Annotated in this window: 27 protein-coding genes, 1 tRNA gene and 1 other RNA gene; 17 read left to right on the top strand and 12 right to left on the bottom strand. The window is 61.4% G+C overall.

The window, feature by feature from the left end; all coding sequences use genetic code 11:
* Positions 1-8 precede the first annotated feature (8 nt).
* Together B7449_RS07110 and B7449_RS07105 are read right to left on the bottom strand one after the other, a co-directional pair.
* A tRNA-His gene (locus B7449_RS07110) sits at positions 9-84 on the bottom strand.
* 43 nt (positions 85-127) lie between these two features.
* Positions 128-1,333: an aminotransferase gene (locus B7449_RS07105; RefSeq protein ID WP_039736139.1), complete on the bottom strand. Its 1,206-nt coding sequence runs from the start codon at positions 1,331-1,333 to the stop codon at positions 128-130.
* Positions 1,334-1,477: 144 nt separating this feature from the next.
* Between B7449_RS07105 and B7449_RS07100 the strand changes: the two genes are divergently transcribed.
* From B7449_RS07100 to B7449_RS07075, 6 genes are all read left to right on the top strand, one after another.
* Positions 1,478-1,816, top strand: coding sequence for a P-II family nitrogen regulator (locus B7449_RS07100; RefSeq protein WP_010514608.1), 339 nt, complete (start codon positions 1,478-1,480; stop codon positions 1,814-1,816).
* 122 nt (positions 1,817-1,938) lie between these two features.
* Positions 1,939-3,399, top strand: coding sequence for a type I glutamate--ammonia ligase (glnA, locus tag B7449_RS07095; RefSeq protein WP_039736534.1), 1,461 nt, complete (start codon positions 1,939-1,941; stop codon positions 3,397-3,399).
* Between the two features lie 215 nt (positions 3,400-3,614).
* Positions 3,615-4,658, top strand: a complete 1,044-nt coding sequence (locus B7449_RS07090; protein ID WP_199858425.1) for an NAD(P)H-quinone oxidoreductase — start codon at positions 3,615-3,617, stop codon at positions 4,656-4,658.
* Between the two features lie 11 nt (positions 4,659-4,669).
* Entirely contained in the window at positions 4,670-5,461 is a 792-nt protein-coding gene (locus B7449_RS07085; RefSeq protein ID WP_039733296.1) for an alpha/beta fold hydrolase, read from the top strand.
* A 129-nt stretch (positions 5,462-5,590) separates the two neighbouring features.
* Positions 5,591-6,751 (top strand): energy transducer TonB, encoded by a 1,161-nt coding sequence (locus B7449_RS07080; protein WP_039733297.1) that lies wholly within the window; start codon positions 5,591-5,593, stop codon positions 6,749-6,751.
* Positions 6,752-6,780: 29 nt separating this feature from the next.
* On the top strand, positions 6,781-8,235 hold the full coding sequence (locus B7449_RS07075; protein WP_039733298.1) for an AMP nucleosidase: 1,455 nt from the start codon (positions 6,781-6,783) through the stop codon (positions 8,233-8,235).
* Positions 8,236-8,610: 375 nt separating this feature from the next.
* Here the strand turns inward: B7449_RS07075 and B7449_RS07070 are convergent, their stop codons facing one another.
* Positions 8,611-9,687, bottom strand: a complete 1,077-nt coding sequence (locus B7449_RS07070) for an acyltransferase family protein (RefSeq protein ID WP_082084795.1) — start codon at positions 9,685-9,687, stop codon at positions 8,611-8,613.
* Positions 9,688-10,335: 648 nt separating this feature from the next.
* Here B7449_RS07070 and B7449_RS07065 point away from each other — a divergent pair.
* Positions 10,336-11,130, top strand: coding sequence for an NAD-dependent epimerase/dehydratase family protein (locus B7449_RS07065; protein WP_158003707.1), 795 nt, complete (start codon positions 10,336-10,338; stop codon positions 11,128-11,130).
* Between the two features lie 461 nt (positions 11,131-11,591).
* Here B7449_RS07065 and B7449_RS07060 read toward each other — a convergent pair whose 3' ends face one another.
* The 5 genes from B7449_RS07060 to B7449_RS07040 form a co-directional block, all read right to left on the bottom strand.
* The gene (locus B7449_RS07060) at positions 11,592-12,407 is read right to left on the bottom strand and encodes a TIGR00282 family metallophosphoesterase (RefSeq protein ID WP_039733169.1); all 816 of its coding nucleotides are present in this window, start codon (positions 12,405-12,407) and stop codon (positions 11,592-11,594) included.
* A 14-nt stretch (positions 12,408-12,421) separates the two neighbouring features.
* Entirely contained in the window at positions 12,422-13,033 is a 612-nt protein-coding gene (locus tag B7449_RS07055; protein WP_039733168.1) for a 5-formyltetrahydrofolate cyclo-ligase, read from the bottom strand.
* Positions 13,034-13,042: 9 nt separating this feature from the next.
* A non-coding RNA gene (ssrS, locus tag B7449_RS07050) (6S RNA) lies at positions 13,043-13,201 on the bottom strand.
* Between the two features lie 9 nt (positions 13,202-13,210).
* Positions 13,211-13,552 carry a cell division protein ZapA gene (locus tag B7449_RS07045; protein WP_039733167.1) on the bottom strand — a complete coding sequence of 114 codons (342 nt, stop codon included), beginning with the start codon at positions 13,550-13,552 and terminating at the stop codon, positions 13,211-13,213.
* A gap of 5 nt (positions 13,553-13,557) precedes the next feature.
* The gene (locus B7449_RS07040; protein ID WP_039733166.1) at positions 13,558-13,827 is read right to left on the bottom strand and encodes a hypothetical protein; all 270 of its coding nucleotides are present in this window, start codon (positions 13,825-13,827) and stop codon (positions 13,558-13,560) included.
* An 80-nt stretch (positions 13,828-13,907) separates the two neighbouring features.
* Between B7449_RS07040 and B7449_RS07035 the strand changes: the two genes are divergently transcribed.
* Positions 13,908-14,309 (top strand): hypothetical protein, encoded by a 402-nt coding sequence (locus B7449_RS07035; protein WP_039733165.1) that lies wholly within the window; start codon positions 13,908-13,910, stop codon positions 14,307-14,309.
* Positions 14,310-14,510: 201 nt separating this feature from the next.
* Positions 14,511-15,146, top strand: coding sequence for a thiamine phosphate synthase (gene thiE / locus B7449_RS07030; RefSeq protein ID WP_039733164.1), 636 nt, complete (start codon positions 14,511-14,513; stop codon positions 15,144-15,146).
* A gap of 70 nt (positions 15,147-15,216) precedes the next feature.
* On the opposite strand, the gene epmA is transcribed toward thiE, so the two are convergent.
* Positions 15,217-16,236: an EF-P lysine aminoacylase EpmA gene (gene epmA / locus B7449_RS07025; protein ID WP_039733163.1), complete on the bottom strand. Its 1,020-nt coding sequence runs from the start codon at positions 16,234-16,236 to the stop codon at positions 15,217-15,219.
* A gap of 50 nt (positions 16,237-16,286) precedes the next feature.
* Between epmA and B7449_RS07020 the strand changes: the two genes are divergently transcribed.
* From B7449_RS07020 to B7449_RS06995, 6 genes are all read left to right on the top strand, one after another.
* The gene (locus tag B7449_RS07020) at positions 16,287-17,345 is read left to right on the top strand and encodes a lysine-2,3-aminomutase-like protein (RefSeq protein ID WP_039733162.1); all 1,059 of its coding nucleotides are present in this window, start codon (positions 16,287-16,289) and stop codon (positions 17,343-17,345) included.
* Between the two features lie 96 nt (positions 17,346-17,441).
* A complete protein-coding gene (gene efp / locus B7449_RS07015) occupies positions 17,442-18,008 on the top strand; it encodes an elongation factor P (RefSeq protein WP_010516092.1) in 567 nt (188 codons plus the stop codon).
* A gap of 106 nt (positions 18,009-18,114) precedes the next feature.
* Positions 18,115-18,936: an inositol monophosphatase family protein gene (locus B7449_RS07010; RefSeq protein WP_039733161.1), complete on the top strand. Its 822-nt coding sequence runs from the start codon at positions 18,115-18,117 to the stop codon at positions 18,934-18,936.
* 124 nt (positions 18,937-19,060) lie between these two features.
* Positions 19,061-19,822, top strand: a complete 762-nt coding sequence (locus tag B7449_RS07005) for an OmpA family protein (RefSeq protein ID WP_235721122.1) — start codon at positions 19,061-19,063, stop codon at positions 19,820-19,822.
* A gap of 12 nt (positions 19,823-19,834) precedes the next feature.
* A complete protein-coding gene (locus B7449_RS07000) occupies positions 19,835-20,881 on the top strand; it encodes a hypothetical protein (protein ID WP_039733158.1) in 1,047 nt (348 codons plus the stop codon).
* 27 nt (positions 20,882-20,908) lie between these two features.
* Complete coding sequence (locus tag B7449_RS06995) at positions 20,909-21,871, top strand: peptidoglycan -binding protein (RefSeq protein WP_039733157.1); 963 nt, start codon at positions 20,909-20,911, stop codon at positions 21,869-21,871.
* Between the two features lie 318 nt (positions 21,872-22,189).
* Here B7449_RS06995 and B7449_RS06990 read toward each other — a convergent pair whose 3' ends face one another.
* The 3 genes from B7449_RS06990 to B7449_RS06980 form a co-directional block, all read right to left on the bottom strand.
* A complete protein-coding gene (locus B7449_RS06990) occupies positions 22,190-22,792 on the bottom strand; it encodes a tetratricopeptide repeat protein (RefSeq protein WP_235721123.1) in 603 nt (200 codons plus the stop codon).
* A 109-nt stretch (positions 22,793-22,901) separates the two neighbouring features.
* Complete coding sequence (ykgO, locus tag B7449_RS06985) at positions 22,902-23,027, bottom strand: type B 50S ribosomal protein L36 (protein ID WP_003617324.1); 126 nt, start codon at positions 23,025-23,027, stop codon at positions 22,902-22,904.
* 94 nt (positions 23,028-23,121) lie between these two features.
* The gene (locus B7449_RS06980; protein ID WP_039733156.1) at positions 23,122-24,060 is read right to left on the bottom strand and encodes a hydrogen peroxide-inducible genes activator; all 939 of its coding nucleotides are present in this window, start codon (positions 24,058-24,060) and stop codon (positions 23,122-23,124) included.
* Positions 24,061-24,185: 125 nt separating this feature from the next.
* On the opposite strand from B7449_RS06980, the gene B7449_RS06975 reads away from it, so the two are divergent.
* Both B7449_RS06975 and B7449_RS06970 read left to right on the top strand, forming a co-directional pair.
* Complete coding sequence (locus B7449_RS06975) at positions 24,186-24,728, top strand: peroxiredoxin (RefSeq protein WP_010516099.1); 543 nt, start codon at positions 24,186-24,188, stop codon at positions 24,726-24,728.
* Between the two features lie 139 nt (positions 24,729-24,867).
* The gene (locus tag B7449_RS06970; protein ID WP_039733170.1) at positions 24,868-25,395 is read left to right on the top strand and encodes a carboxymuconolactone decarboxylase family protein; all 528 of its coding nucleotides are present in this window, start codon (positions 24,868-24,870) and stop codon (positions 25,393-25,395) included.
* Positions 25,396-25,576: the final 181 nt, after the last annotated feature.

Below are 25,576 nucleotides of genomic sequence, written 5' to 3'. Positions count from 1 at the left end.
GAAAGGGTTGGGGCGAACGACGGGGATTGAACCCGCGACAACCGGTACCACAAACCGGCGCTCTACCAACTGAGCTACGTCCGCCACAACTGCGCAGTCATTTAGAGAAACTGCGCACGCGCGTCAACTACCGTTTTTGAATTTCCGCAAGATTTCCTGCGCACAACCGTTCCCGCACGGATTGCAGGCGCGCGACAGCTCCCGCAATCACCTCCGCCTTCTTGCAGAATGCAAAACGGACATAACGGGCGGGAATATCCGTCCCCCGGCTGTCATAGAAGGCCGAGACCGGAATCGCGGCCACCCCCACGTCACGGATCATCTGCTGGCAGAACGCGACGTCATCACCCGCAAAGCCAAGCGGCGCGATGTCGGCAATCAGGAAATAGCTGCCATCCGACGGCAGCACCGACAGGCCCGCGCGCGCAAGCCCGTCCGCCAGCGTGTCGCGCGCGCCCCGCATGCCATCCGCCAGCTGGTGGAAATAGGCTGTATCCTTGTCCAGTCCCATCGCCACCGCGCGCTGCAGGTTGGGGGCCACGGTAAAGGTCAGCAGCTGGTGCGCCTTCATCACCAGGTCCGCCAGTGGCGCGGGCGCCGTAACATACCCGACCTTCCATCCCGTCATGGAAAAACTCTTGCCCGCGCTGCCAATGCGGATCGTCCGTTCCCGCATGCCCGGCAATGTCATGAGCGGCAGATGACGGGCGGCGCCAAAGGTCAGGTGTTCATATACCTCGTCGCACACCGCATAGGCGTCATGCTGCGCCAGCAGGCCCGCAATGAATTCCAGTTCGTCGCGCGTGAACACCTTGCCGGTCGGGTTCATGGGCGTGTTCAGCAGGATCGCCTTGGTGCGCGGGCCGAACGCCGCCGCCAGTTCCGCGCGCGGCAGGTCCCAGTGCGGCGGAGCCAGCCGCACCTTGCGCACGACGGCGCCCAGCATTTCCAGCACCGGCACGTACGTGTCGTATAACGGTTCGAACACCACCACTTCGTCGCCACGGTTGACCAGCGCCATGAGGGAGGCGGTAATCGCCTCGGTCGCGCCGCAGGTCACCACCACTTCCCGCGCGGGATCGACCGCGATTCCATAAAACCGGGCATTGGACCGCGCCACCGCGCCGCGCAGTTCCGGCAGCCCCGCAAGGGGGGGATACTGGTTGCGGCCGTCACGCAGGGCGTCGGCTGCGGCGTCCACCATGTCCGCCGGACCTTCGGTATCGGGAAAACCCTGACCAAGGTTGATGGCGCGATGTTCCACCGCCAGCGCCGAAATGACGGAAAAAATGGTGGTCGGCAGCCCCGAAAGCAGCGAATTGGCGGGTTTCATCGTATCATCCTGTCCCTGCGGGCGTATGGCGGCCCGCATGCGCACGTGCATTTTTGCCTTCGCATCCGATTGCCTGAAATCCAAAGCCATGCAACCCTGCCTGCGCCAGACAGACGGCACGAGACGGAAGACAGACAAAGCAGCATGAAAAAGATCGAGGCCATCATCAAGCCCTTCAAGCTCGACGAGGTGAAGGAGGCCCTGCATGAAATCGGTCTGATGGGCATTACCGTCACGGAAGCCAAGGGCTTCGGCCGACAGAAGGGCCATACGGAACTGTATCGTGGCGCGGAATACATCATCGACTTCCTGCCCAAGGTAAAGCTGGAAATCGTGTGCCCGGACGACATGGTCGAGCGCGCGATAGAGGCCATCATGGCCGCCGCCCGCACGGGACGCATCGGCGACGGCAAGATATTCGTCACCCCCGTCAGCGAGGTCATCCGCATCCGCACGGGCGAACGCGGCGCCGATGCAGTCTGAGGCCCAAACTGCAAACATGGGTCCCATGGCGGCAGCCCTATCGACAGCAGCCTTCCGTTTCCGTAACCATAGCCGCCGCGCCGCATGGAACGGCACACCAAAGTCAGGACAGGTAAATTAACATGGCAAAAAAAGCACAGGCCCCGGCCGCGGCCTCCACGCCGTCACATTCCGCCAAAGCCATTGCGAAGGTCTTTGAGATCATCAAGGAAAACGCGGTCGAAATGGTTGACCTGCGTTTCACCGATCCGCGTGGCAAGTGGCACCACACCACCCAGTACGTCACCACGATCGAGGAAGACACCTTCCGCGAAGGCTTCATGTTTGACGGTTCCTCCATCGCCGGATGGAAAGCCATCAACGAAAGTGACATGATCCTGCTGCCTGACCCGACCACCGCGGTTATGGACCCGTTCTCCGCCAAGCCGCAGCTGATCCTGATCTGTGACATTGTCGAGCCGTCCACCGGGCAGTTCTACAACCGCGACCCGCGCGCCACCGCCAAGCTGGCCGAGCAGTACCTGCAGTCCACCGGCCTGGGCGACACCGCGTTTTTCGGCCCCGAAGCCGAATTCTTCATTTTTGACAGCGTGCGCTTCGGCACCGGCCCGAACTTCGGCATCTACGAGCTGGAAAGCATCGAAGGCCCCGGCGCGTCGCTGAAGGACTATCCCGAAGGCAACATGGGCCACCGCCCGGGCGTCAAGGGCGGCTACTTCCCCGTGGCCCCGGTTGACAGCGAAGGCGACCTGCGCGCCGAAATGCTGACCACCATGGGCGAGATGGGCCTGCCCATCGAAAAGCACCACCACGAAGTCGCGCAGTCGCAGCATGAGCTGGGCACCAAGTTCGACACGCTGGTCCGCTCCGCCGACTTCATGCAGATCTACAAGTACTGCGTGCACAACGTCGCCCATTCCTATGGCAAGACGGCAACCTTCATGCCGAAGCCGATCTATGGCGATAACGGTTCGGGCATGCATGTGCACCAGTCCATCTGGCGCGACGGCAAGCCCACATTCGGCGGCAACGGCTATGCCGACCTGTCGGATGAGGCGCTGTACTACATTGGCGGCATCATCAAGCACGCCAAGGCGCTGAACGCCTTCACCAACCCGTCCACCAATTCCTACAAGCGCCTGATCCCCGGGTTCGAAGCGCCCGTGCTGCTGGCCTATTCCGCCCGCAACCGTTCCGCTTCGTGCCGTATCCCGTATGCGACCAGCCCGAAGGCGAAGCGCGTCGAGGTGCGTTTCCCCGATCCGACCGCGAACCCCTACCTCGCCTTCGCCGCCATGCTGATGGCGGGCCTGGACGGGATCAAGAACAAGATCCACCCGGGCGATGCGATGGACAAGGATCTGTACGACCTGCCGCCGGAAGAGCTGAAGCAGATTCCGACGGTTGCAGGCTCCCTGCGTGAAGCCCTGACGGCACTGGAAGCCGACCACGAATTCCTGCTGGCCGGTGGTGTGTTCACCAAGGACCAGATCGACAGCTACTGTGAAGTGAAGTGGCAGGAAGTCTACAAGTTCGAACACACGCCGCACCCGGCTGAATTCGAAATGTACTACTCCGTCTGATCCCGGTTTCCCCACGGGGAACCTGACAGACAGAAGCGCCGGGACCGACAGGGTTCCGGCGCTTTTTTCATATCCGCTCCCCTCCGCCACGGTGGGCAACCGGAATGGGGGTGCACACGTTTGCTCGATTCCCGACCATGCACACTGGTCCTGCCCACCATATCGCCTACACCTGAGTCCTGCATGCCGCACGTACACGCCTTACGAGGACAGCCATGATCCAGCACATACCCGATACCATGCAGGCCATTACCTTCAGCCAGCCCGGCGGCCCCGATTCCCTGTGCATTTCCACCCTGCCCGTGCCACGGCCCACCGGGGGGGACGTGCTGGTCCGCGTCATGGCGGCGGGGGTCAACCGGCCTGACATCATGCAGCGCCAGGGGCTGTATCCCCCGCCGCCGGGGGCCAGTCCCCTGCTGGGGCTGGAAGTCGCGGGCGAAGTCGTGGCCACCGGGCCGGACGTCCCCGCCGACGGCTTTCCCACCATCGGCGCGCGGGTGTGCGCGCTGGTCAATGGCGGGGGCTATGCCCGGTACTGCACCGTACCTGCGGGCCAGTGCCTGCCATGGCCCACGGGCTTCGACGCCATCCATGCAGCCGCCCTGCCCGAAACCTTTTTCACCGTCTGGTCCAACCTGTTCATGACGGCCGGCCTGAAACCGGGGGAAAGCGTACTGGTGCATGGCGGCACCAGCGGCATCGGCACCACGGCCATCCAGCTGGTGCGCGCCATGGGGGGCACGGTCTATGCCACGGCGGGGACACAGGACAAATGCACGCTGTGCACCGCCCTTGGCGCCACCGCCGCCATCAACTACCGGACCGAGGATTTTCCCCAGCGCATCAAGGACCTGACGGACGGCAGGGGCGTAAACGCCATACTGGACATGATCGGCGGTGCGTATCTGGATGGCAACCTGCGGTCACTGGCGACGGCGGGACGGCTGGTCATCATCGCCCTGCAGGGCGGCGCGAAAGCCGACGGCGTCAGCCTGGCGCGCATCATGACCCGCAGGCTGGTGATCACCGGCAGTACGCTGCGCCCACGTGACGCCGCATACAAGGCCACCATCGCCCGCCAGCTGGAAGAACGGGTGTGGCCGCTGCTTGCCCGGCGCAGCATCCGTCCCATCATCCATGCCACCTTCCCCTTTGCGCGGGTTGCCGATGCCCATAAACTCATGGAAAACGGAACGCATATGGGCAAGATCATGCTGGACCTGCAGCACCTACCCACGGATACGACACGACGATAGGGACATAGCCGGTGCTACTGAACGTCATTGAGCGCGGACCTGAAGACGTTACCCCCGATACGGCCGGACGCCCGCCCATTGTCCTGCTGCACGGCCTGTTCGGGCGGGCACGCAACCTTGGCTTTTTCCAGCGCCGCCTTGCCGCCACCCGCCGCACGCTGGCCATTGACCTGCGCAACCATGGCGACAGCCCGCACGGGCTGATGGACTATTACACCATGGCCGCCGACCTGCTGGAAACGCTGGCCCACCACAATGCGCTGCCTGCGACCCTGGTGGGCCATTCCATGGGCGGCAAGGTGGCCATGACGCTGGCACTGACCCGGCCGGGCATGGTGCACAGCCTGCTGGTGGCCGACATCCCGCCCGCGCGCACGGGACACGGGCAGTTTGCGCTGGGTGAGCAGATGCTGCGCGTGCCATTCCCGCCCTTCCTCAACCGTGCGGGCGCGGACAGGCTGCTGCAGCACTACATTCCCAACACCGATGTCCGGGCGCTGATGCTGCAGAACATCCGGGTGGGGGAAAATCCCGGCTGGAGCATCGGCCTGCGCGAAATCGTGGAATCGCTGCCCAATGTGGAAAACTGGCCCTACATACCCGAAGGCTACACCTATCCCGGCCCCACGCTATTCCTGGCGGGCGGCAATTCCCCCTATATCCGCCCGGAGCATTATGCCATCATGCGGCGGCTGTTTCCGTGCTACCGTCTGGAACTGATAGAACAGGCAGGGCACTGGCTGCATGTCGAAAACCCGGAAAGATTTGCGGAACTGCTGGAAAATTTCACGGAAAAGTACTGAACCGCCTTCCGTTACACATCCGGTCCTTGACAGACCCCCCACCTGCGTCAGTTATGCTGGCGATATAACAGGGCAGGCAGGCGCGCGGCCCCGACAACAGACCAACATGGCGGAGACCCGTAGCCTTTCATGACGGTGACACTCAGTCCCTCCTCCCGGCGGCGCAATGCCGTGGAGCCCGTACTGATCCCGCGCCGCACACAGCCCGGCGCCAGCCTGCCCCCCGATACGGCAGGGGAGCAGTACCAGCCGCCCGACCGTGAACGGCTGCTGGCGGGTGCTGTCGTGCCGCAGCCGCCGGGTTACCGCAAGCTACGCCCCACCATGTCGGGCCTGATCCGCCCCGATACGGAAGAAACGCCAGGTCCCGGCCGGGCCATTGCCATATCGGGGCTGCTGCACGCGGCCCTTCTGGCTGCCATCCTGATTGAATCCGGCCATCACAGCCAGCATGGCTCCCCCGATGCCACGCAGTCGGAACCACAGGTGGAAATGGTCTTCTCTCCCCCGACCTCCAGCGGGTTGCAGGGGCAGTCCTCGCCCGACATGGCGGGCGGGCAGAACGCGCCGCGCCAGCAGCAGGACCAGCAGCAGCCCACGGCACAGGAAAAGACCCCCAATCCGCAGCAGAGCGAGGAGGATTCCTCCCCTTCCCCCAACATGCCGACGCCGGAAGTCCCCTCCGCCCCGCCACTGAGCGACGCGCCATCCGACCTGTCGGTGCCACAGTCCGAACGGCACGACACGTTCAATCCGTCCATGCAGAGTTCGGGCCACGGCAACCACCCGGCCCAGCAGGCGCATAACCAGTCCTCCGCCACGGATTACCGGGCTCTGGAACATCCACGCAACTGGTCGCTGTCGTCATCGCCGCTGCCACGGCGCAACCAGCGCGGGCGCGCGGGCGGCACGGGGGGGCCGATCGACCTGTCGCTTGGCCCGCTGGTCAAGAATGGCAAGATCAACGCCCCCTATTCCTCCAGCACGCAGATCAAGGGGGTCAGTGATGATTATGGCAGTGAACTCGACCGCTGGATCCGCAGCCATATGTACTACCCCGAGGAAGCCGCCCGCGCGGGTGAGGAAGGCCCCTCCTCGGTACACGTGGAACTGGACCGTGACGGGCATGTGACCAAGGTGCGCCTGACCGGGCAGTCAGGGTCGTACTACCTTGATGCCGCGACGGTGGGCATGTTCCGCAATGCGCAGCTGCCGCCGGTGCCACCGGACATGCAGGGGGATACGTTCCCCATCGACCTGACCATCAATTACATCCTGATCCGCCGCTAGGCGCATCAGGCAGACAGAGGACCGCCGCCATGGATACAGCACACCTCCTGCAGCAGGTCGGACGTAATTTCCAGCCGTTCGACACGGCAGATGCCGCCGTGGCCCGCATTACCGAACTGTATGATCATGCGGCAGAACTGATCCGCCATGCCTTCTCCACCCGTGACACGACGGGCCTTGCGGATGCGGTCTATCCCTACCTGGCCTTCATGCCGCAGGCCGCCCTGCCATCCGATGGGCCGCGACCGCCCTTTGATGTCGTTCTGGAGCCGGGATTTTACGGCACCACGCTGACCCGGCCCGCACTGTTTGCCGATTACTGGCGTGAACAGATCGAAAGCCTGCTGCGCCATTACAGGACCCCGGTCATGGTCGGACTGTCGAAGCAGCCGATCCCGCTGTCCTATGTAATGGAAGAAGCGGTCACCTCCCTGACCGAATCGGACCTTGCATGGATCCAGTCGCATTTCGCGCTGCCGGACCTGCATGTCACCGATGATTCAATTGCCAACTGCGACTATATCCCCCGTCCCGGCGTGCCGCGGCCACTGGCGCTGTTCACGGCGGCGCGCACCGATTACTCGCTGGCGCGGCTGCACCATTATACCGGCACGGCCCCGCGTCATTTCCAGCGTTTCATCCTGCTGACCAATTACCAGCGTTACGTGGATGCGTTCCGCGACTATGGCCATGCGCAGGTGGATGCAGGATCGGAATACACGACCTTTGTCGAGCCCGGCGAGATCATCCACACCCGCAACACCCCGCATGCCCCCACCCATGCGGGCCAGAGCCTGCCGCAGATGCCCGCCTATCACCTGTGCCGCCCCGATGGTGACGGCATCACGCTGATCAACATTGGCGTCGGCCCTGCCAATGCCAAGACGATCACCGACCATCTGGCTGTGCTGCGCCCGCACTGCTGGCTGATGGTCGGTCACTGCGCGGGACTGCGACGCAGCCAGAAACTGGGGGATTACGTGCTGGCGCATGGCTACCTGCGCGATGACCATGTGCTGGATGACGACCTGCCGCCATGGGTGCCTGTTCCCCCCATTGCGGAAGTGCAGATGGCGCTGCAGGACGTGACCGCGCGCGTCACCGGCCTGCATGATGCCGAAGTCAAGACGCGCCTGCGCACCGGCACCGTCATGACAACGGACAACCGCAACTGGGAACTGCGGCTTGGTGCGCTGTTCACCCGCATCAATACATCCCGCGCCATTGCAGTGGACATGGAATCGGCCACCATCGCGGCCAACGGGTTCCGCTTCCGCGTGCCCTACGGCACGCTGTTATGCGTATCGGACAAACCGCTGCATGGGGAACTGAAGCTGCGCGGCATGGCCAATGCCTTCTACCGCGAACGCGTGCGCCAGCACCTGGTAGTGGGGATCGAAACCATGCAGCAGTTGCGCGCCCAGGGCGTGGACCGCCTGCATTCACGCAAGCTGCGCGGGTTTGATGAACCGGCTTTCCGCTAGGCCGCCATCTGGAAAGTCCGCCTGTGAACGTTTCTGGTGACGCTCTTTTTAAAAAAATTCGGGAAATGTCGTCTTTATAAAACAAGGTGATACCCAGAAATTTTCCTGATCGACAGGTTGTTTTCAAACAGCGCCTAAAGGGCATTTCGTACTCTGGCTCATTGATAAGGAATGACGTCTGCATGCAGGCTGCATTCCTTATCTGACCCTGCTGCACGGCAATGCCAACAGACATTCCGGGCACCATTCACTACGTCCATATCTCCATGTCATTACGTTCGCGTGCTTCATGTTGAGGAATGCATATTGCTTCCCAGAGATGAACCAGCGGATTGTTACCGCTTTCCACTTTCAAGGCACCAAAGAAATACAAACCTAATTGGTAATGACTTTTGCCGCCCTGTTAACATAATTTATGTATCTGGATTCAAAACAGGACATGACGTATGCAATATATATAGTTATCAATATGCATATTACGGCTGCCAATATTAATGGATATTCATAAGGCCCAATTTCATTGACGGAATAAGAAAACAGAAATTTTAATGTCACATAGTGTATTCCATATAAAGAAAAAGAAATTTCCCCAAGGAACATAAAAAATTTTCCTGAAATAAAGTCCCGAATCATTTTTGACCGGTATATAACCAGCAAAATCAACGGACAGGAAATGAACTTGAATATATTATACCCTGGATCAACTTTATGCGTAATGCTGGGAATGAAATTGGGAACATATACAAGGAATATTAGCGAAAATATCAGAAGAAAGTTCTTTGTAACATCACCTTCCCCATCAAAAAATCCTTCCGCCCGCATCATTGATAGAAAGACACCGAACATGAACAATCCAGCATAGGACTGAAAAAGGATAAGGCATATGGATGTTGCCAGTATATATGTTTTTGGTTCTTTCATATATTTTGTGGAAATGCATAAAAGCATTACCAAAAAAGACCCAAGCATTTCGTATTGTATCGTCCACAAAAATATATTGTATTTATTCTGGGCATCCCCAAAAAAAACCTTACCAAATGAATACTGCAGAAAGTCGTAAAATTTCGGACGAAAATCCAGACCCTCGCCCACCCAGGAATTATTATCAAGAATGTATTGGGCTTTCCTGTATGGATTGATATGCAACTTCATCAATAGATAGACAGAAAACGACGAAATGAAAACAACAAACAAAAGCCTGAAATATCTTTTTATGAAAGAGTAAACGATTGTTTTTTCTATTTTCTTTCTGAAATATGATATGCTCAGAGCATCTCCAGACAGTATGAAGAAAATCATGACATCTTCATGCCCATCAAATATGGTGTAGAAAAACCTGCCCCGAAAAGCAGGTACAAAACTTCCAAGTGCTTCATGAAAAAAATGGAATATAACAACACTTAATGACGCAATACCTCTAATTCCATCCAGATACTTCACATGTCCTTTCATAATTCCTCAATCCATATTGAAATTCAAATCGCCCCGTCTATTAGAATCTGAAATAGATAATTTCAATACGTCATAATTCGAAATGCAATCCATTCAATGGAAATAACAGACGCATGTCTGGTATCAGTCTGTTTATGATTGACATACCGGATGTTTTTCATCCCCTGATAACAGGGAAGACAAATTCATAACCTGATTCTGTCCTGAATGGCACTATCGTACCGATATATATTACAAATATTTTGAATTATTATACGAATAAATATAAATAGTTTTATGGATATACTGTATAACTTTTGGTATTATGAAGTGAAAAATTGCGACAAATCCGCAACATTAAATGATTCAAAAATACAGAATCATCTTGCTGTTTTTGAATTACAAAGCACGATATGCTTAGTAGATATAAAGGTAAGGAACCGAATCATAGGAGAAAACCAAGGTATATCTGAATATATTTACAAATAATAAGGTTATATTTATAAATATTTTATATGAATATACTAAGCAGATAATCCGCAAGCCAGACAGGCATGCTCAGGAAAACGCATAGAATTTATGAAAATTTTGTCTGAATTTCAAAAGTTTATTCAATCAGATATACAGAGTCAAAATAGAATACATATCATATAAAAGATTGGTATTATTGTGATCTATGCTGTTACGGGTGCGCGTGGTTTTATTGGCCGTTGTGTCTGCAGATACCTGACTGAAAATGGCTTTACGGTGCTGGCTCCCAATTCGACAGAATGGCGCCTGGGACAACCACTCCCTGCAGCCTGCGATCAGGCTGACGTGATCATCCATCTTGCCTGCAGCGTGCTGAAAGCCGGTTCTGACCGCGACGCAATGGTCGATCTTGATTACACCGGCACGGCGCGCCTTCTGGAACAGCATCGTCAACTCAGGCAGCAGGGCAAGCGCGGCCGCTTCATCTTTATTTCCAGCCAGTCCGCCGGACCGGATGCCGCGAACGATTACGGGCGCAGCAAATGGGCGATCGAGAGACTTGTGACGGGCAAGGACGAAATCATCGTCCGGCCCGGCCTCGTTTATTCAGGGGCTGGTGGAAGTGTATTCGGAGTGCTGGAAAAACTGGCCCGCCTGCCTGTCGTCCCGACACCGGATGCTCCACCCAACATTCAACCAATCGGCGTCGAAGAACTGGCCGAGGCTTTGGACCGGATCGCACGGCATACAACGCCGGACCGCAAATACAATCTGGGACGGACCGAGCCACTGACGTTCACGCAAACGTTATACGCAATCGCTGCCAGATCGGCTCGGCGCGGGTCCATGCGATTTCGCAACATTATCGACGCTGCCTGCCAACCTGTCAGTTCCCGTCATTCCTGGTTCGGACCCCACCCTGCCGCCATCAAGCGATGTTCACCTCCAATATCCGTGTGGTCTCCCTTGGAAGCGGCCAGCACCTGGGCGTAGCAGATCGTATAGAACCGACAAAAGCCAAACACAGGGCTCTGGTATGCAACTGCAATAACGGGAGGAAGATGCCGGTCAACGACCTTCTGCAACGATGGTCGGACGGTCATGTCCTGTGCTCCGATGCGTCAATTCTGCCGACAATCGGTCTGCGTCCACATACCCTGACTGCCATGGCAACGGCGCGCTGTTTTGTAAAAAAGCGATCGGAACAATAACAGAAACCCGTTCTTATTTCCGACGAGGAACCCGGAGTCCGCACATACGCGACATCCATGCCTGCCCATCAGTCAGCAATAACGGATTCACTCGCACGCCTGCTTTCCATGTGCGGCCGCATAACCAGCACAGCCTAAGCGGCCGGACGAATAGCCCTGCCCTCCCTGCCGGGTGGTAACGGACCATCACCCCCCGATACCATCCCCAATTCCCGGTGCCCCTGCATGCGCCCGGTCGACGGATCAGAAATCCGGCAGTGTTGGTGCCAGATGGCCACCCTGCCGCACCGGGGCCATGCGACGGGCAAGGCCGGTGGCATCATCGGTTTCGACCATCATGCCCGCAATGCTGGCATCGCCTTCAGCAGGCTGCAGGCGATCACCAGGCATCTTGCGCACGAACCGCGCAATGGCCGCGTCCTTGCCCATGCCGATCACGCTGTCATAATCGCCACACATGCCTGCATCGGTCTGGAACGCGGTGCCTCCAGACAGGATACGATGGTCCGCCGTGGGCGTATGGGTATGGGTTCCGATCACCAGAGACACCCGTCCATCAAGAAAATGGCCCATGGCCCATTTCTCGCTCGTGGCTTCGGCATGAACGTCTACCACAGCAGCATGCATGGTCACGCCCAGCCGGTGACGCGACAGAATATCGGTAACGGAGCGGAAAGGATCATCCATCGCATCCATGAACTGTCGGCCCATGACGCTGACAACCAGCGCCTTGCGGCCATCCACCAGTTCCACGACCACACTACCCTGCCCCGGCGTGCCGGGCGGATAGTTGGCGGGGCGGATGATGCGGGGCTCACTGTCGATATGGCCAATCAGGTCACGACGGTCCCAGCTATGGTTCCCCAGTGTAATGACGTCGGCCCCCGCTTCCAGCAGGTCGCGCCCGATGGCGGGCGACAGGCCGAAACCATGACTGGCATTTTCCCCGTTCACCACCACAAGATCGAGTGCAAGGTCGCGCCGCAGGGTCGGCAGGCGGGAAATAACGGCCTCGCGCCCCACGCGCCCGACAATGTCACCCAGAAACAGTATTCTCAAGAAAACAGCCTTTTTTACCGTGTACGCCCGTCGCCACGACACCGGATCCATTCACGTTCGGTCACGATCGCGGGCAATGCCACATCATACAGGCCGGTCGGAATACATGTCACTTCCTGAAAGGACAGGCCAAACCCCACCGCCCGCGCACGTGGCAGGCGCGCCAGCGTGCGGTCATAATATCCCCCGCCATAACCCAGCCGCATGCCGCGCCGGTCAAACGCCAGCAGCGGCACGCATACGATATCGGGCTGCATGGGCGGACCATCGGGGTGAAAGGTGCCGTAACGCCCCGGCTGCAACACGCAATCGGGCTGCCATCGACGGAAAACCAGTGGCTGGCCCCGCGGCGATGTTTCCGGCAGGGCAATGCACAGCCCGTCCGCATGCAGGGCCTGCATGACCGGACGCAGGTCGCTTTCCCCCGGCAGGGGCCAGACAAGGGCGATACAGTCCCCTGCCCCGGTCATGCCACGCAGGCCGCGCACCATACGGTGGCACAGGGCTTCTTCCACGCTGGCGCGGGTGGGGCTGGTTGCAAAAACCTGCCGGTTGCGCGTCATCTGGTGACGCAGGGCCTGCTTGGCGCGTGTGACAGGCCACGACTCGGGATCAAGAGATGTCATGAAAACATATACGGAGCCGCCATGGCCGTTGGTCGGATCAGCCCTCCCGGACCTGCTGACGCAGGTGGGCGCCAGATAACGTGACCACGATCACGACAGTGCCAGCTCCCTAGGAAGTGCTTATCGGCCCAGGGGTTGAATCATGCCTGACGCACCCGGCAGCCCCGCCCCTGCAATCTAGTCTTCTTCCATCGTGGCTGCAATGCTTTCCGCACGTTCAACCAGATGCGCAAGCTGCTCGCGGCGGCGTTCATTCTCGATACATGCCTGACGGCCCTTCGCCAGCTGGTGGGCGGTGTCGGAAGACATTTTTTCCGCCGTCAGGTCATGGATCTCATCAGCCATAAGCAGGGCCGCAAGCGCCAGCAGGCGTCCCTCCCCGCTATGGCCGCCCAGTTCGCGGATACGGTCGATCCGCCGCTCCACTTCCTGCGCCATGGCCTGCAGGTGCTTTTCCTGCCCTTCCTTGCACCCCACGGCATAGGAAAAGCCGTTGATGCGCACGGTCACCTGGCTCATGGCCGTTATTCCTTCCCGCTGTCAGCGTCGTCTTCACCCAGTACGTCTCGCACGCGGGCAATCAGAACATCGATATTGGCCGCCAGCGCCTGCACGTCCACGGCCGGGGTGGCTGGCGCGGCGATGGACGCCAGTTCCGCACGGCGGTCAAGGGCAAACGCAATACGGTTGAGGGCCAGTTCAAGACGATCCGCCGGGTCCTTCCCATCAGCCGGGGGAGCGGGGGCGGGGGCAACTTCCTGCCCCGGTGGCATGATAATATCCGACACGTTCATCCTTTCCCTCGTTCCTCCCCTTGAACTGATCGCGCGGTGCGGTTTCAACGTCAAGCATGATCGACAAACATGACCATTCTATGCCCCCCGGCCCTTTCGTCACCATTACCTGCGCACACGACCTGGGACTGGTCATGACCGTGACGGCATCGTTACGCGTAAACTGCACTGTGGTTTCCCCACCCGGTGCCGGATGCGTCATGGGGGTGGCGTGGTGGACAGCCCTGGTGGCGGGCTGCCCGCTGCCGAACGTGCTGGATTGCGGTCAGGCGGCAGGATATGCCGCCACCGCCCTGCGCGCGGGGCTGCGCAACGTCATTGCGCGCGTCCCCCCGGCACAGCACCACGCCCTTGCATCCCTGGCGCGGGTCACGGGCGGCCATGTGATGGATCAACGCCCCGATGCGCTGGACCTGCCGCCGCGCGGGGCTACGGCGGCGCTGGAGCGCTACCTGCGCGATGACAGGAAGATTATTCAATAACAATAACCTGCCGGAAAACGATAAACGTTTCCGGGTGCTACCTTTTCCCAAAAAGGCAGCACTCTTCGAAGCTTTTTTCAAAAAGCTTTACCAAAAACTTCCTTATGGCCCGCAGGTCGGTTTTTGTTAAACACCTGCCAGGGGTACAGATGCATGCGGGGGCTGTTCCCCACCCCGATGGTGACATAGGATCAGCCCGACATGACCGATTGCCAGCTTTACCTCATCACCCCCGAATCCCTTGATCCGGCAAGCTTTGCCCCCCGTCTGGCCGAAGCGCTGGACGCAGGGCCGGTTGCCGCCGTGCAGCTGCGTCTGAAAAACGTGGATGACGACACCATCCGCCGCGCGGTGGACGTGCTGCAGCCTGTCACCCATGCGCGTGACGTGGCCTTCATCATGAACGACCGGCCCGACCTTGCCGTCTCCTGCGGGTGCGACGGGGCGCATGTGGGCATGGAAGATGCGGATGTGGCCACGGCCCGGCGCATACTGGGCGATGAACTGCAACTGGGCGTCTCATGCTATGACAGCCGCGACATGGCCCTGCGCGCGGGGGAAGCCGGAGCTGATTACGTGGCGTTCGGCGCGTTCTTTCCCTCCCCGTCCAAGGAAACCGAAATCCGTGCCGACCCGGCCCTGCTGACATGGTGGAGCAGCATGATCGAACTGCCCGTGGTCGCCATTGGCGGCATCACCCCCGATAATTGCAGCACGCTGGTGCGCGCGGGGGCGGATTTCCTGTCGGTCATCAGTGCCGTATGGTCCCATCCCGATGGGCCGGGGGCCGGCGTGCTGGCCATGAATGCGGCGATTGCAGCCGCTGAAACCGATTGAAAAATCAATAGAAGTTTTTGGGCACCAGCTCTTTTGAAAAAAGCGTCACCAGAAACCGGTTTCCTGATCTTCAGCCTTCGCCAATCCACTGCACATCGCTGATCCGGCCGGTACCAGCCGCCAGCATCACCAGCCGGTCAAAGCCAAGGGCAATGCCCGCGCATGGCGGCAGGGTATCGAGTGCGGACAGGAAGGCTTCATCCATCGGCCAGTCCAGACCGGATTCGCCGGGATAAAGCGCCAGACGTCGCGCGCGGTCGGCCTCGAACCGCTGACGCTGTTCGGCGCTGTCGGTCAGTTCCTCGAACGCATTGGCCAGTTCAATCCCGCCCGCATACAGTTCAAAACGCAGCGCGACCCGCGGGTCGGCCGGGTCACGGCGGGCCAGCGCCGCCTGACTGGCGGGCCAGTGCGTCAGGAAGGTGGGCCGTGTCCGGCCGATATGCGGTTCGATCCGCGCCATCATCAGGCGGAAGAACAGGTCTTCCCATGTCTCGCCGCGCCGCAGGTCACAGCCTACGGCCCGGGCCAGAGCCGCGGAATCCCCCTGTGTCGCCAGAATGTCCACACCGACATAGCGATGGAATGCATCCGTAACACGCAGCCGTTCAAAGGGGGCGGCAATGCCGATTTCATCCCCGCCCGCCCGTACCACGGGCGGCAGGACGCGGCGCAGAAGGGTTTCCGTCTCGTCCATCAGCGCATCCAGCGTGGCGCCGGGGCGATACCATTCCAGCATGGTGAATTCATGCGCATGCAACCGGCTGCCCTCCGCATTCCGCCAGACACGGGCCAGCTGGTACACCGGCAGGCCGGTGGCCGCCACGATCCGCTTCATGGCGAATTCCGGGCTGGTGTGCAGCCATAGCGGCTGGCGCGCACCATCCGCGCCTTCGCGTTCGGTGCGGAAGACCTTCAGGTGGACCTCCTCACCCGGAGTCGGCACGGCATAGGGCGTTTCCACCTCCACATATCCCCGCGCATCGAAAAACGCCCGGATTCCCCGCAGCACGAGATTACGCCGCAGCAGGAACGGCAGCCGGTCGGCAATGCGGGTGGAATCGGGACGCGGGGCGACAGAATCGGGCATGGGCGGGATCTCCGGTTGCAGCGGACGGGCGGGCGCAGTACAGCCCCGGCATGGCACCCCCGGTCAATCCCCCCACGCGCACGCTGCACTCCGTCACGGACCTGCTGGATGCGGGACTGGTTACCCCGGCACAGGTGCCGGGGCTGGAACAGGTCGCCCGACAGTACGCCACCGCCATCCCCCCCGCTTTTGCCAACCTGATCGAAACCCCCGATGACCCGATCGGGCGGCAGGTCATACCCGATCCGGCGGAATGCCAGACGGACCCGACCGAAGACCCCGACCCGATTGGCGATGACGCCCTGTCCCCCGTGCCGGGAATCGTGCACCGCTATGCCGACCGCGCGCTGCTCAAGCCGCTGCTGGTCTGCCCGCTGTACTGCCGGTTCTGTTTCCGGCGCGAACATGTCGGCCCCGGCGGCGGCGTGCTGGATGACGCGGCGCTGACCCGCGCACTGGACTGGCTGCGGACACATACGGACATTCATGAAGTCGTGATGACCGGCGGCGACCCGCTCATGCTCTCGCCCCGCCGCATGCGCGCGATCATGATGGCGCTGGAGGGGATGGACCATATCCACACCATCCGCATCCATTCCCGCGTGCCGGTGGCCGATCCCGACCGACTGAATGACGATATGGCGGCGGCCCTTGAAACCACGCGGTCCATGTGGCTGGTGGCGCATGTCAACCACGCCCGCGAACTGACGCCCGCCGCCCGCGCCGCCATCCGCCGCGTGCAGGTCCGCGCCATTCCCGTGCTGGGCCAGTCGGTGCTGCTGCGCGGGGTGAATGACACGCCTGACGCACTCGAGGCCCTGCTGCGCGCGCAGGTGGCCGCCCGCATCCGCCCCTATTACCTGCACCAGCTTGACCCCGCCCCCGGAACCGCGCGCTTTCACGTGCCCATCCGCGAGGGACAGCGCCTTCTGGCCGCCCTGCGCGGGCGGGTGACGGGTATCGCATGGCCGACCTATGTTCTTGATATTCCCGGTGGCCATGGCAAGGTGCCAATCGCGCCCGACTACCTGCAGACGGGTCCGGACGGATACCTGCGCGTGACGGCGCCCGATGGCACAATCCACCGCCTGGCGCGCGAACGCGGGTAAAACACGGGCGAAAAGACAGCCCGCAACCTTGCCCTTCCGCGCGCGGGGCGCTAGAAGCCGAACCGCCATACTTCCCACAACCAGACAGGGACCACCATGAAGCAGCAGGCAAACCTGATCCGCGCCGGACAGGTTATTGAGCACGACGGCCGTCGCTGGACGGTCCTAAAGCAGCAGATCATCACCCCGGGCAAGGGGGGCGCCTTCATCCAGGTGGAGATGCGCGACCTCAAGACCGGCAACAAGACCAACGAACGCTGGCGTACCGCCGATACCGTTGAGCGCCTGATGACCGAGGAGAAGGAATACACCTACTCCTACATGGATGGCGACAACATCGTGCTGATGGACCCCGAGACGTTCGAACAGCTGCTACTGCCGCTGGACCTGCTTGGTGACCAGGCCCCGTTCCTGCAGGATAACATGACGCTGGTGCTGAACCTTGTCGAAGGCGACCCGGTGGGCGTCGTCCTGCCCGCGCAGGTCACGCTGGAAGTGGTCGAGGCCGATCCCGTGGTGAAGGGCCAGACCGCAAGCTCGTCCTACAAGCCCGCCCGCCTGTCCAACGGCGTGAAGACCATGGTGCCCCCCTTCATCGAAGCAGGTGAGCGCATCGTGGTCCGCACCGAGGACAGCACCTACGTCGAGCGCGCCAAGTCCTGATCCCCCACCGGCCGCCGGGGTGTCCCCACCCCGGTCCGGGCCGGTCTTTCCATCCCCCAACCCTCCGTTCCACCGCACGAACCAGACAGGACCGATCACCGTGGCAATGCGACTCTCTCCCCATATGACGGTGATGCAGAACGCTGCCCAGAAGGCCGCACGCCGTCTTCTGCGTGACTTCAATGAAGTCGAGCAGCTTCAGGTCAGCATCAAGGGCCCCGGCGATTTCGTTTCGCAGGCCGACCTGCGGGCCGAAACCGCCATCCGCGAAGAACTGGCCCGTGCGCGTCCCGGCTATGCCTTCCTGATGGAAGAAAGTGGCGCTTCGGGAAACGAGGGATGGACGTGGCGGTGGGTGGTCGACCCGCTGGACGGCACGACCAACTTCCTGCATGGCATCCCGCACTGGGCCATTTCCATCGGCCTGCAGCGCCGCCTGCCCGATGGCACGATCGAAATCGTGGCCGGACTGGTATACAACCCCGCCGCCAATGAAATGTTCTGGGCGGAAAAGGGCGTTGGCGCGTTCCTCAATGACCGCCGCCTGCGTGTTTCCGCCCGCCGTTCAATGAACGAGGCCCTGTTCGCCACCGGCATCCCGTTCGCCAAAGTATCGGCCCGCAACCGCCTGTCCTTTGCGCGCACGCTGGGCGCGCTCATGCCGCAGGTTGCCGGTATCCGCCGATTCGGCGCGGCGGCCCTCGACCTCGCATGGGTCGCGGCGGGACGTTATGACGGATACTGGGAAATGGGCATCAAGCCATGGGACTGCGCAGCCGGCATCCTGCTTGTGCGCGAAGCGGGCGGCTACGCGACCGATCCCCATGGCGTTGACCTGAACGACCTTGGCGCATCCATCGACGCGGTGGTCGGCAACCCGCAGCTTCATGGCCCGCTGCGCGAACTGGTGGCCAGCAGCATCGACTGATGCCTGCCGGGCGGGCGACTGATCGGTTTGCCGATTGCGCCCCCGCCCGTCGCCCGGTAGCCTGCCGGGCACGATGCGATACATATTCCCCCTTTTCCACCCCTGGTCCCTGCGTGGGCTGATCATGCTGGGTACTGCCGTAGCCGGCCTGTCCGTTCCCGGCATGGATGCAGACGCACAGGTCACGACCAGCCGGAATGCGCTTGATGCGCTGGGCACGCCACGACGCCCGGCCATCCTGCCCGATGGCGGCAGCATGTCCGCCTCCCCTTCCGGCACCACGACCGCCGGTCCGGACAACAGCGCAGGCAGCGGCCCCGCCAGCAGGGGTGGCGGTGATATTCCCGGCAGCCACGCGCCCGCCACGGCCATTGCGTCACCCGCCGCCATTGCATCCCTGCCGCCAGTCGCCACAAAGCCACCTGACAACCCCGTGCTGCGGCCGCCGGAACTGCATGTGCCGACCCATCCCTTCCCCATGCCGCCCGAGATCAGGGCCGACCCGCAGGCCCGTGGACGGGCGGAACGGATTACCGGCGGCACGCGCCTGCACTTCACCACGCAGTCGGCGGACATGAATTCCCGCATGATCGCGGCGCTGCAAACATTTGCCACAGTCATGCAGAAGCTGCCTGACCAGCACATCAGCATCGCCGCCTACGGCGAAGGCCGCGCCGATGATCCGTCCACACCCCGCCGTGTTGCGCTGTCGCGCGGGCTTGCGGCGCGTTCGGTGCTGCTGCACGCGGGGATCGCCCCCACGCGCATCTATGTCCGGGCGGTGGGCCTGCCGGATGAAAATGCCCATGGCGCGGGCCCGGATTGTATTGACGTCACCCGTTCGGGTGTGGTGGCCTCAAATTCTACAGGCTCACCTTCACGTTAAGGAAACCACTGCGTGACACGACCGACGACCTATCTTGTACGGGTTCTGCTGTTCCTTCTGGCTGTCGGGGTTGTCGCAGCCCTGCTTTCCTCCACCCTGTATCAGGCCTTCTGTAACAATCCTTACCTTGATGGCCTGATCATCGGCATCCTGCTGCTGGGCATCGGGTGGAACATTTCCATGATCCTGCGGCTGATACCGGAAGTGCGCTGGGTCAACATCCTGCGTCACCCGCGTGAAGGGCTGACCGCGCCGCCGCCGCCACGCCTGCTGGCCCCCATGGCGTCCATGCTGGCCACCCATGACAAGGGGCGCAGGCTGACCCTGTCCGCCCCGGTCATGCAGTCGCTGCTGGACAGCCTGTCCGCGCGACTGGATGAAGGCCGCGAACTGTCGCGCTACCTGACGGGGCTGCTGATCTTCCTTGGTCTGCTGGGCACGTTCTATGGGCTGCTGCTGACGGTTGGCTCCATTGCCGATGTAATCGGCAACATGTCGGTAGGCAGCGGGGACACCAACGTCATGTTCGACCAGCTCAAGACCGGGCTGGCCGGACCGCTGCACGGCATGGGCACGGCGTTTTCGGGGTCCATGTTCGGGCTGGCGGGCGCGCTGGTGCTGGGCTTTCTGGACCTGACGGCGGGACAGGCGCAGACGCGCTTTTTCAATGAACTGGAAGAATGGCTGGCCACCATCACCCGCCTGTCGGCAGGCGGGCTGCAGGTTGGCGGCAACGACGCCAGCGTTCCGGCCTATGTGCAGGCACTGCTGGAGCACACGGCCGAAAACATGGAAAAGCTCCAGATGCTGCTGGCCCGCAGCGAGGAAACCCGCGCGCAGGAACAGCGCCTGCTGACCGCGCTGAATGACCGTCTGGCGCAACTGGCGGACGGCCGGGGGGAAGAACACCTGCAGGGCATCGAATCCCTGCTCGCCCGGCTGGTGCAGGAATCCGCGGCGGGACGGGAGCAGATCGCAACCGACATACGCAACGACCTCCGCCTGCTTGCGCGCACCATTGCCGCAAGCGCCCCCGGAACGAACCACTCCGCTTCCTGACCGTATTCCAAGGCCGAGGTTCATCCCATGGCGCGTCGTTCCCGTCGCTCGATCCGTTCCGAACTGAATGCATGGCCCGGCTATGTTGATGCGCTGTCAACACTGCTTATGGTCATCATATTCGTGCTGCTTGTATTCGTGCTGGGGCAGGCCTTCCTGTCCGTCACGCTGAACAAGCGCCAGCAGGCCCTTGACCAGCTTGAGCGTGAGGTGGCGAAGCTGGGCCAGATGCTGTCCCTTGAACGCAGCCACACCACCGCCCTGCAGGGCGAGGTCGCCAGCCTGCACAAGGCACATGACGCCGACGTGGCCACCGCAACGTCACTGACCGCGCAGCTGAACCAGCAGACCAGCGAACGCGACAGTGCACAGGCCCATGCCACGGCGCTGGATGACCAGGTGGCGCAGCTGCGCGCGCAGCTTGGCGCCATTAGCGAGGCGCTGGACGTTACCGAAAACGAAGTGCATGACCGCGACCAGAAAATCAGCAACCTGGGCATGCAGCTGAATGTGGCGCTGGCGAAAAAGGTTGAGCAGCTGCAGCAGTACCGGTCCGAATTCTTTGGCCGCCTGCGCAGCGTGATGCAGGACCACAAGGGTGTGCAGATTGTCGGCGACCGCTTCGTATTCCAGAGCGAGGTGCTGTTCCCCGTCGGCAGTGCAGAACTGTCGTCGGAAGGGGTGCAGGAAATCAGGATTCTGGCCAGAACCCTCCGTGAGGTCGCGGCACAGATCCCGCCAGATGTGCCGTGGATCCTGCGTGTGGATGGCCATGCCGACCGCCAGCCCATCCACACTGCCTTCCCCAGCAACTGGGAACTGTCATCTGCCCGCGCCATTACGGTGGTCAAGCTGCTGATTGCCGAAGGGATCGACCCGCATCATCTGGCCGCAACCGGCTTTTCCGATTACCAGCCGCTGGACCATGGCACGACCCCCGACGCACTGGCGCGTAACCGGCGTATCGAATTCCGCCTGACAGATCGCTAGTCTCCATCTGTCCCCGCTGGCGTGCATCTTTCTACCGGAGTGGAAGGATGCACGCCCGGCCACGACTTTCTGGAAAACGACATATTCAGGAAAGATCAGGACTGCAGGCGGAATTTTTCATGGATACCTGCGCCGGGGCCGTTCGCCTGACTGCCGGGGACAGAAATGCCGACATCGACCAGAATCCTGCCCTTGTTGATGGCTGTGCAGGTCGGGGCTGCCTGAAATCCGACACCATCATGGCTGTCATCCATCTGGCCATGGGCATGGATTGTGCCCGGACAGACGCCATCAGGATCATCCGCCCCGATCCCTTGATCAGGTCGGCTGCCCGAAAGCCTTCAGGCGCAGACGCTGTGTTTCATGATCAGCATCGGGCGTGGTGGGATCAAGCTGCAGCACGTGCTGCCACGCTTTCCATGCAGCCTGCCAGTCGCCACGCTGTTCCTCGGTCTCTTCAAGGATTTTCCACGCCGTCACGTCGCGCCCGTCATGGTGCAGCGCCACGCCAAGGTCAGCAACCGCACCGTCAGGATTCGCAGCCGCAAGACGGGCCTGCGCGCGGTTCCGCCACAGCACTTCTTCATCCGGCTGCAACAGCAGGGCGTCATCCATGTCCTGCACCGCATCCAATGGGCGCTGGGCATCAAGATCATCCTGTGCGCGCTTGAGCAGCAGGTTGGTGGTGGGGGCGAGATCCTTCTGCCGTATCCGTTCGATCCGGACCAGCAGGTCACGCGCGCCACGGACGTTGACGGCATGCGCCAGTTCGGTTTCCAGATCCCCCAGTGAGGGTTCAGCGTCCGCCTTGCCCATGTCATGGGCGTGGGTGCCTGCGGCAGCTGGGCCTGCGTGCTGGTCTACCCCGTGTGACGGCAGGGCCGCACGGGCCTGTGGGCCATGGCCCAGCAGGGTTGCCATAAGAATCAGAAGTACGCACGAAAAGCCGCGGAAACAGGTTATTAAAAACCTGTCTGCGCAGCTTTGCGGCTGTCCAAAGAAGAACCTGACGGTCAAGGCCGTCCGGCAATCAGCCCTGACGGGCCTTCATGCGGGGGTTCTTCTTGTTGATGACATAGACCTTGCCACGGCGACGGACCACACGGCAGTCCTTGTCCCGAACCTTGGCCGATTTCAGGCTGTTTCTGATTTTCATGATCCGACCCTCGATTAGCGGCGGAAGACCGCCAAAGAGGCGCCCGAATACCCTTGCCTGCGCCAAGAGTCAACTCTTGGGCCGGATTCTGGGGTCATTTCCCCTCCAAATTCGTATCCGTGATCGAATCCGGCACGAAAAACGGGGCGATGGTCCGGAAATCGGCGGTGCGGGGCGAACGTGGCCGCCAGGCCAGCCCGATGGTGCGCCATGCCTGCGCCCCGGTCACGGGCCGCACCACCAGGTCCTGTCCCGCCAGAAGCGGGGAATCGACCGCAAGCCGGGGCAGCAGCGCAAGGCCCATGCCCGCCGCGACCATTTCCACCATGGTGTACAGGGAACTGACGGTGCATTCGGCCCCGTCTTCGGGCTGACCCCAGCTTCGGACCTGCCGGCACAGCGCCAGCGTCTGCTCACGCAGGCAATGCCCGTCCTCCAGCAGGATCATGCGCTCATGCGCGATGCTGCGCACCGGCACCTCCAGCAGGCGCGCCAGCGCGTGCCCGCGCGGCATGACAAGCAGGAAAGGATCGCGCCACAGGGGCAATGTCTCGCTATCGGCGCAGTCACACGGCATGGCCAGCAGCACGAGGTCCAGCCGTCCCGCCGCCAGCTTTTCCATCACGTTATGGGTCATGTCCTCGTTCAGGGACAGGCGCAGCTGCGGATAGGCTTCGGGCAGCCTGCGCACCAGCGCGGGCATGACGAAGGGGCCGATGGTGGGAATGACACCAAGGCGCAGCAGGCCGCTCATCGGCTCACGCGACGCCACGGCCACGTCCAGCACGCCCTGCAGCGCCTCCAGCGCCGCACGGGCGCGCACGATCACCTTGTCCCCCAGCGGGGTGAAGACGACCTTCTTGCCCACGTCACGGTCCAGCAGCCTGACATCCATCTGGCGTTCAAGGGCCAGTATCCCGGCGGACAGCGTGGACTGCGTCACCGCGCACGCCCTGGCGGCACGACCGAAATGACGCAGTTCGGCAAGGGTGACAAGATAACGCAGCTGCTGCGCGGATGGCATTGGAAGCATCGATCATTCCGATCATGCATATGTAAATTATTCAATAGCGTGATAGCATCCGCCCCGGCATAGATACAGCCCGCGGGGCGGCACATCCGTCCCGGCCACACACAACCCAACAGGAGATCACCCTGATGCTGACAGTCGGTGACAAGTTTCCCGCCTTTAACCTGAGCGCCGTTCCCGGTGGCCCCGAAGGACTGAAGGGCGATTTCGTCCAGATCACGGACGAATCCAACGAAGGCAAGTGGAAGGTCGTCTTCTTCTGGCCGCTGGACTTCACCTTCGTCTGCCCGACCGAAATCGTGGCCTTCGGCAAGCTGGCCGGTGAGTTCAAGGACCGTGACGCGGTGGTTTACGGCGTGTCGATCGACAGCGCGTTCGTGCACCTGAACTGGCGCCTGAACCATGCCGAGCTGAAGAACCTCGAAATCCCCATGCTGTCGGACATCAAGCGCGAGCTGATCGAAAGCTGCGGCGTGATGGCCCAGCAGGCAGGCGCCGCGCTGCGCGCCACCTTCATCGTGGACCCGCAGGGCATCATCCGCCACGTCAGCGTCAATGACCTGTCGGTTGGCCGTAACCCGCAGGAAATCCTGCGTATCCTTGACGGCCTGCAGAGCGACGAGCTGTGCCCGTGCAACTGGAAAAAGGGCGACGCCTTCATCAAGGCCTGATCCCGCATGACCGGACGCCCTGCCGCCATGCGGGGCGCCCACACGCCGCCTGTCCCGGTCCCTGTCCCACACGCAGGGACCGGGACAGGTGGTGATCACCCTTTTCCCCTTTCCCCATGGCACTACACGGAACCCGCCCATGTCCCTCGACTCCCTAAAGGCCGCCCTGCCCGATTACGCCAAGGACCTGAAGCTGAACCTCGGCTCCCTTGCCAATGACTTCGTGCTGACGCCCCAGCAGCTTGGCGGCACGTTCATCGCCTCCGCCATCGCATCGCGCAATCCGGCGGTCACACACGCGCTGGTGGCGGAATATGGCCCCAGGCTGTCACCGGAAGCCTTGCAGGCCGCGCGGGCGGCAGCGGCCATCATGGGCATGAACAATGTCTATTACCGCTTCGTGCATCTGGTCGGTGGCGATTATGAAAAGATGCCCGCGCGCCTGCGCATGAACGTCATTGCCAATCCCGGCGTGGACAAGGCGGACTTTGAACTGTGGGCCATGGCGGTCTCCGCCATCAACGGGTGTGGCCTGTGCATGGAAAGCCACGAACGCCAGCTGCGCGAAGCGGGCGTCACGTCCGAACAGATCCAGGCCGCCATGCGCGTCGCCGCAACCGTGCATGGCGTGGCCGTGACGCTTGATGGTGTGGAAATTCCCGCCTGATCCGCCCCATCCCCCCACAAAACGCCATGACATCCATGTTCATGGCGTTTTTTTTTGCCTGCCCTGTTGCCATGACGGGGCCAGCCTGTTATTTGCCCTTTCACCGAACGGTTGCAGCCCACAGGGCGGTAACGGATGCGGGTGTAGCTCAGTTGGTTAGAGCGCCGGCCTGTCACGCCGG

This window comes from Komagataeibacter intermedius TF2, assembly GCF_000964425.1.
Classification (GTDB): domain Bacteria; phylum Pseudomonadota; class Alphaproteobacteria; order Acetobacterales; family Acetobacteraceae; genus Komagataeibacter; species Komagataeibacter intermedius.
This window is presented reverse-complemented; position numbering and strand designations above follow the sequence as displayed.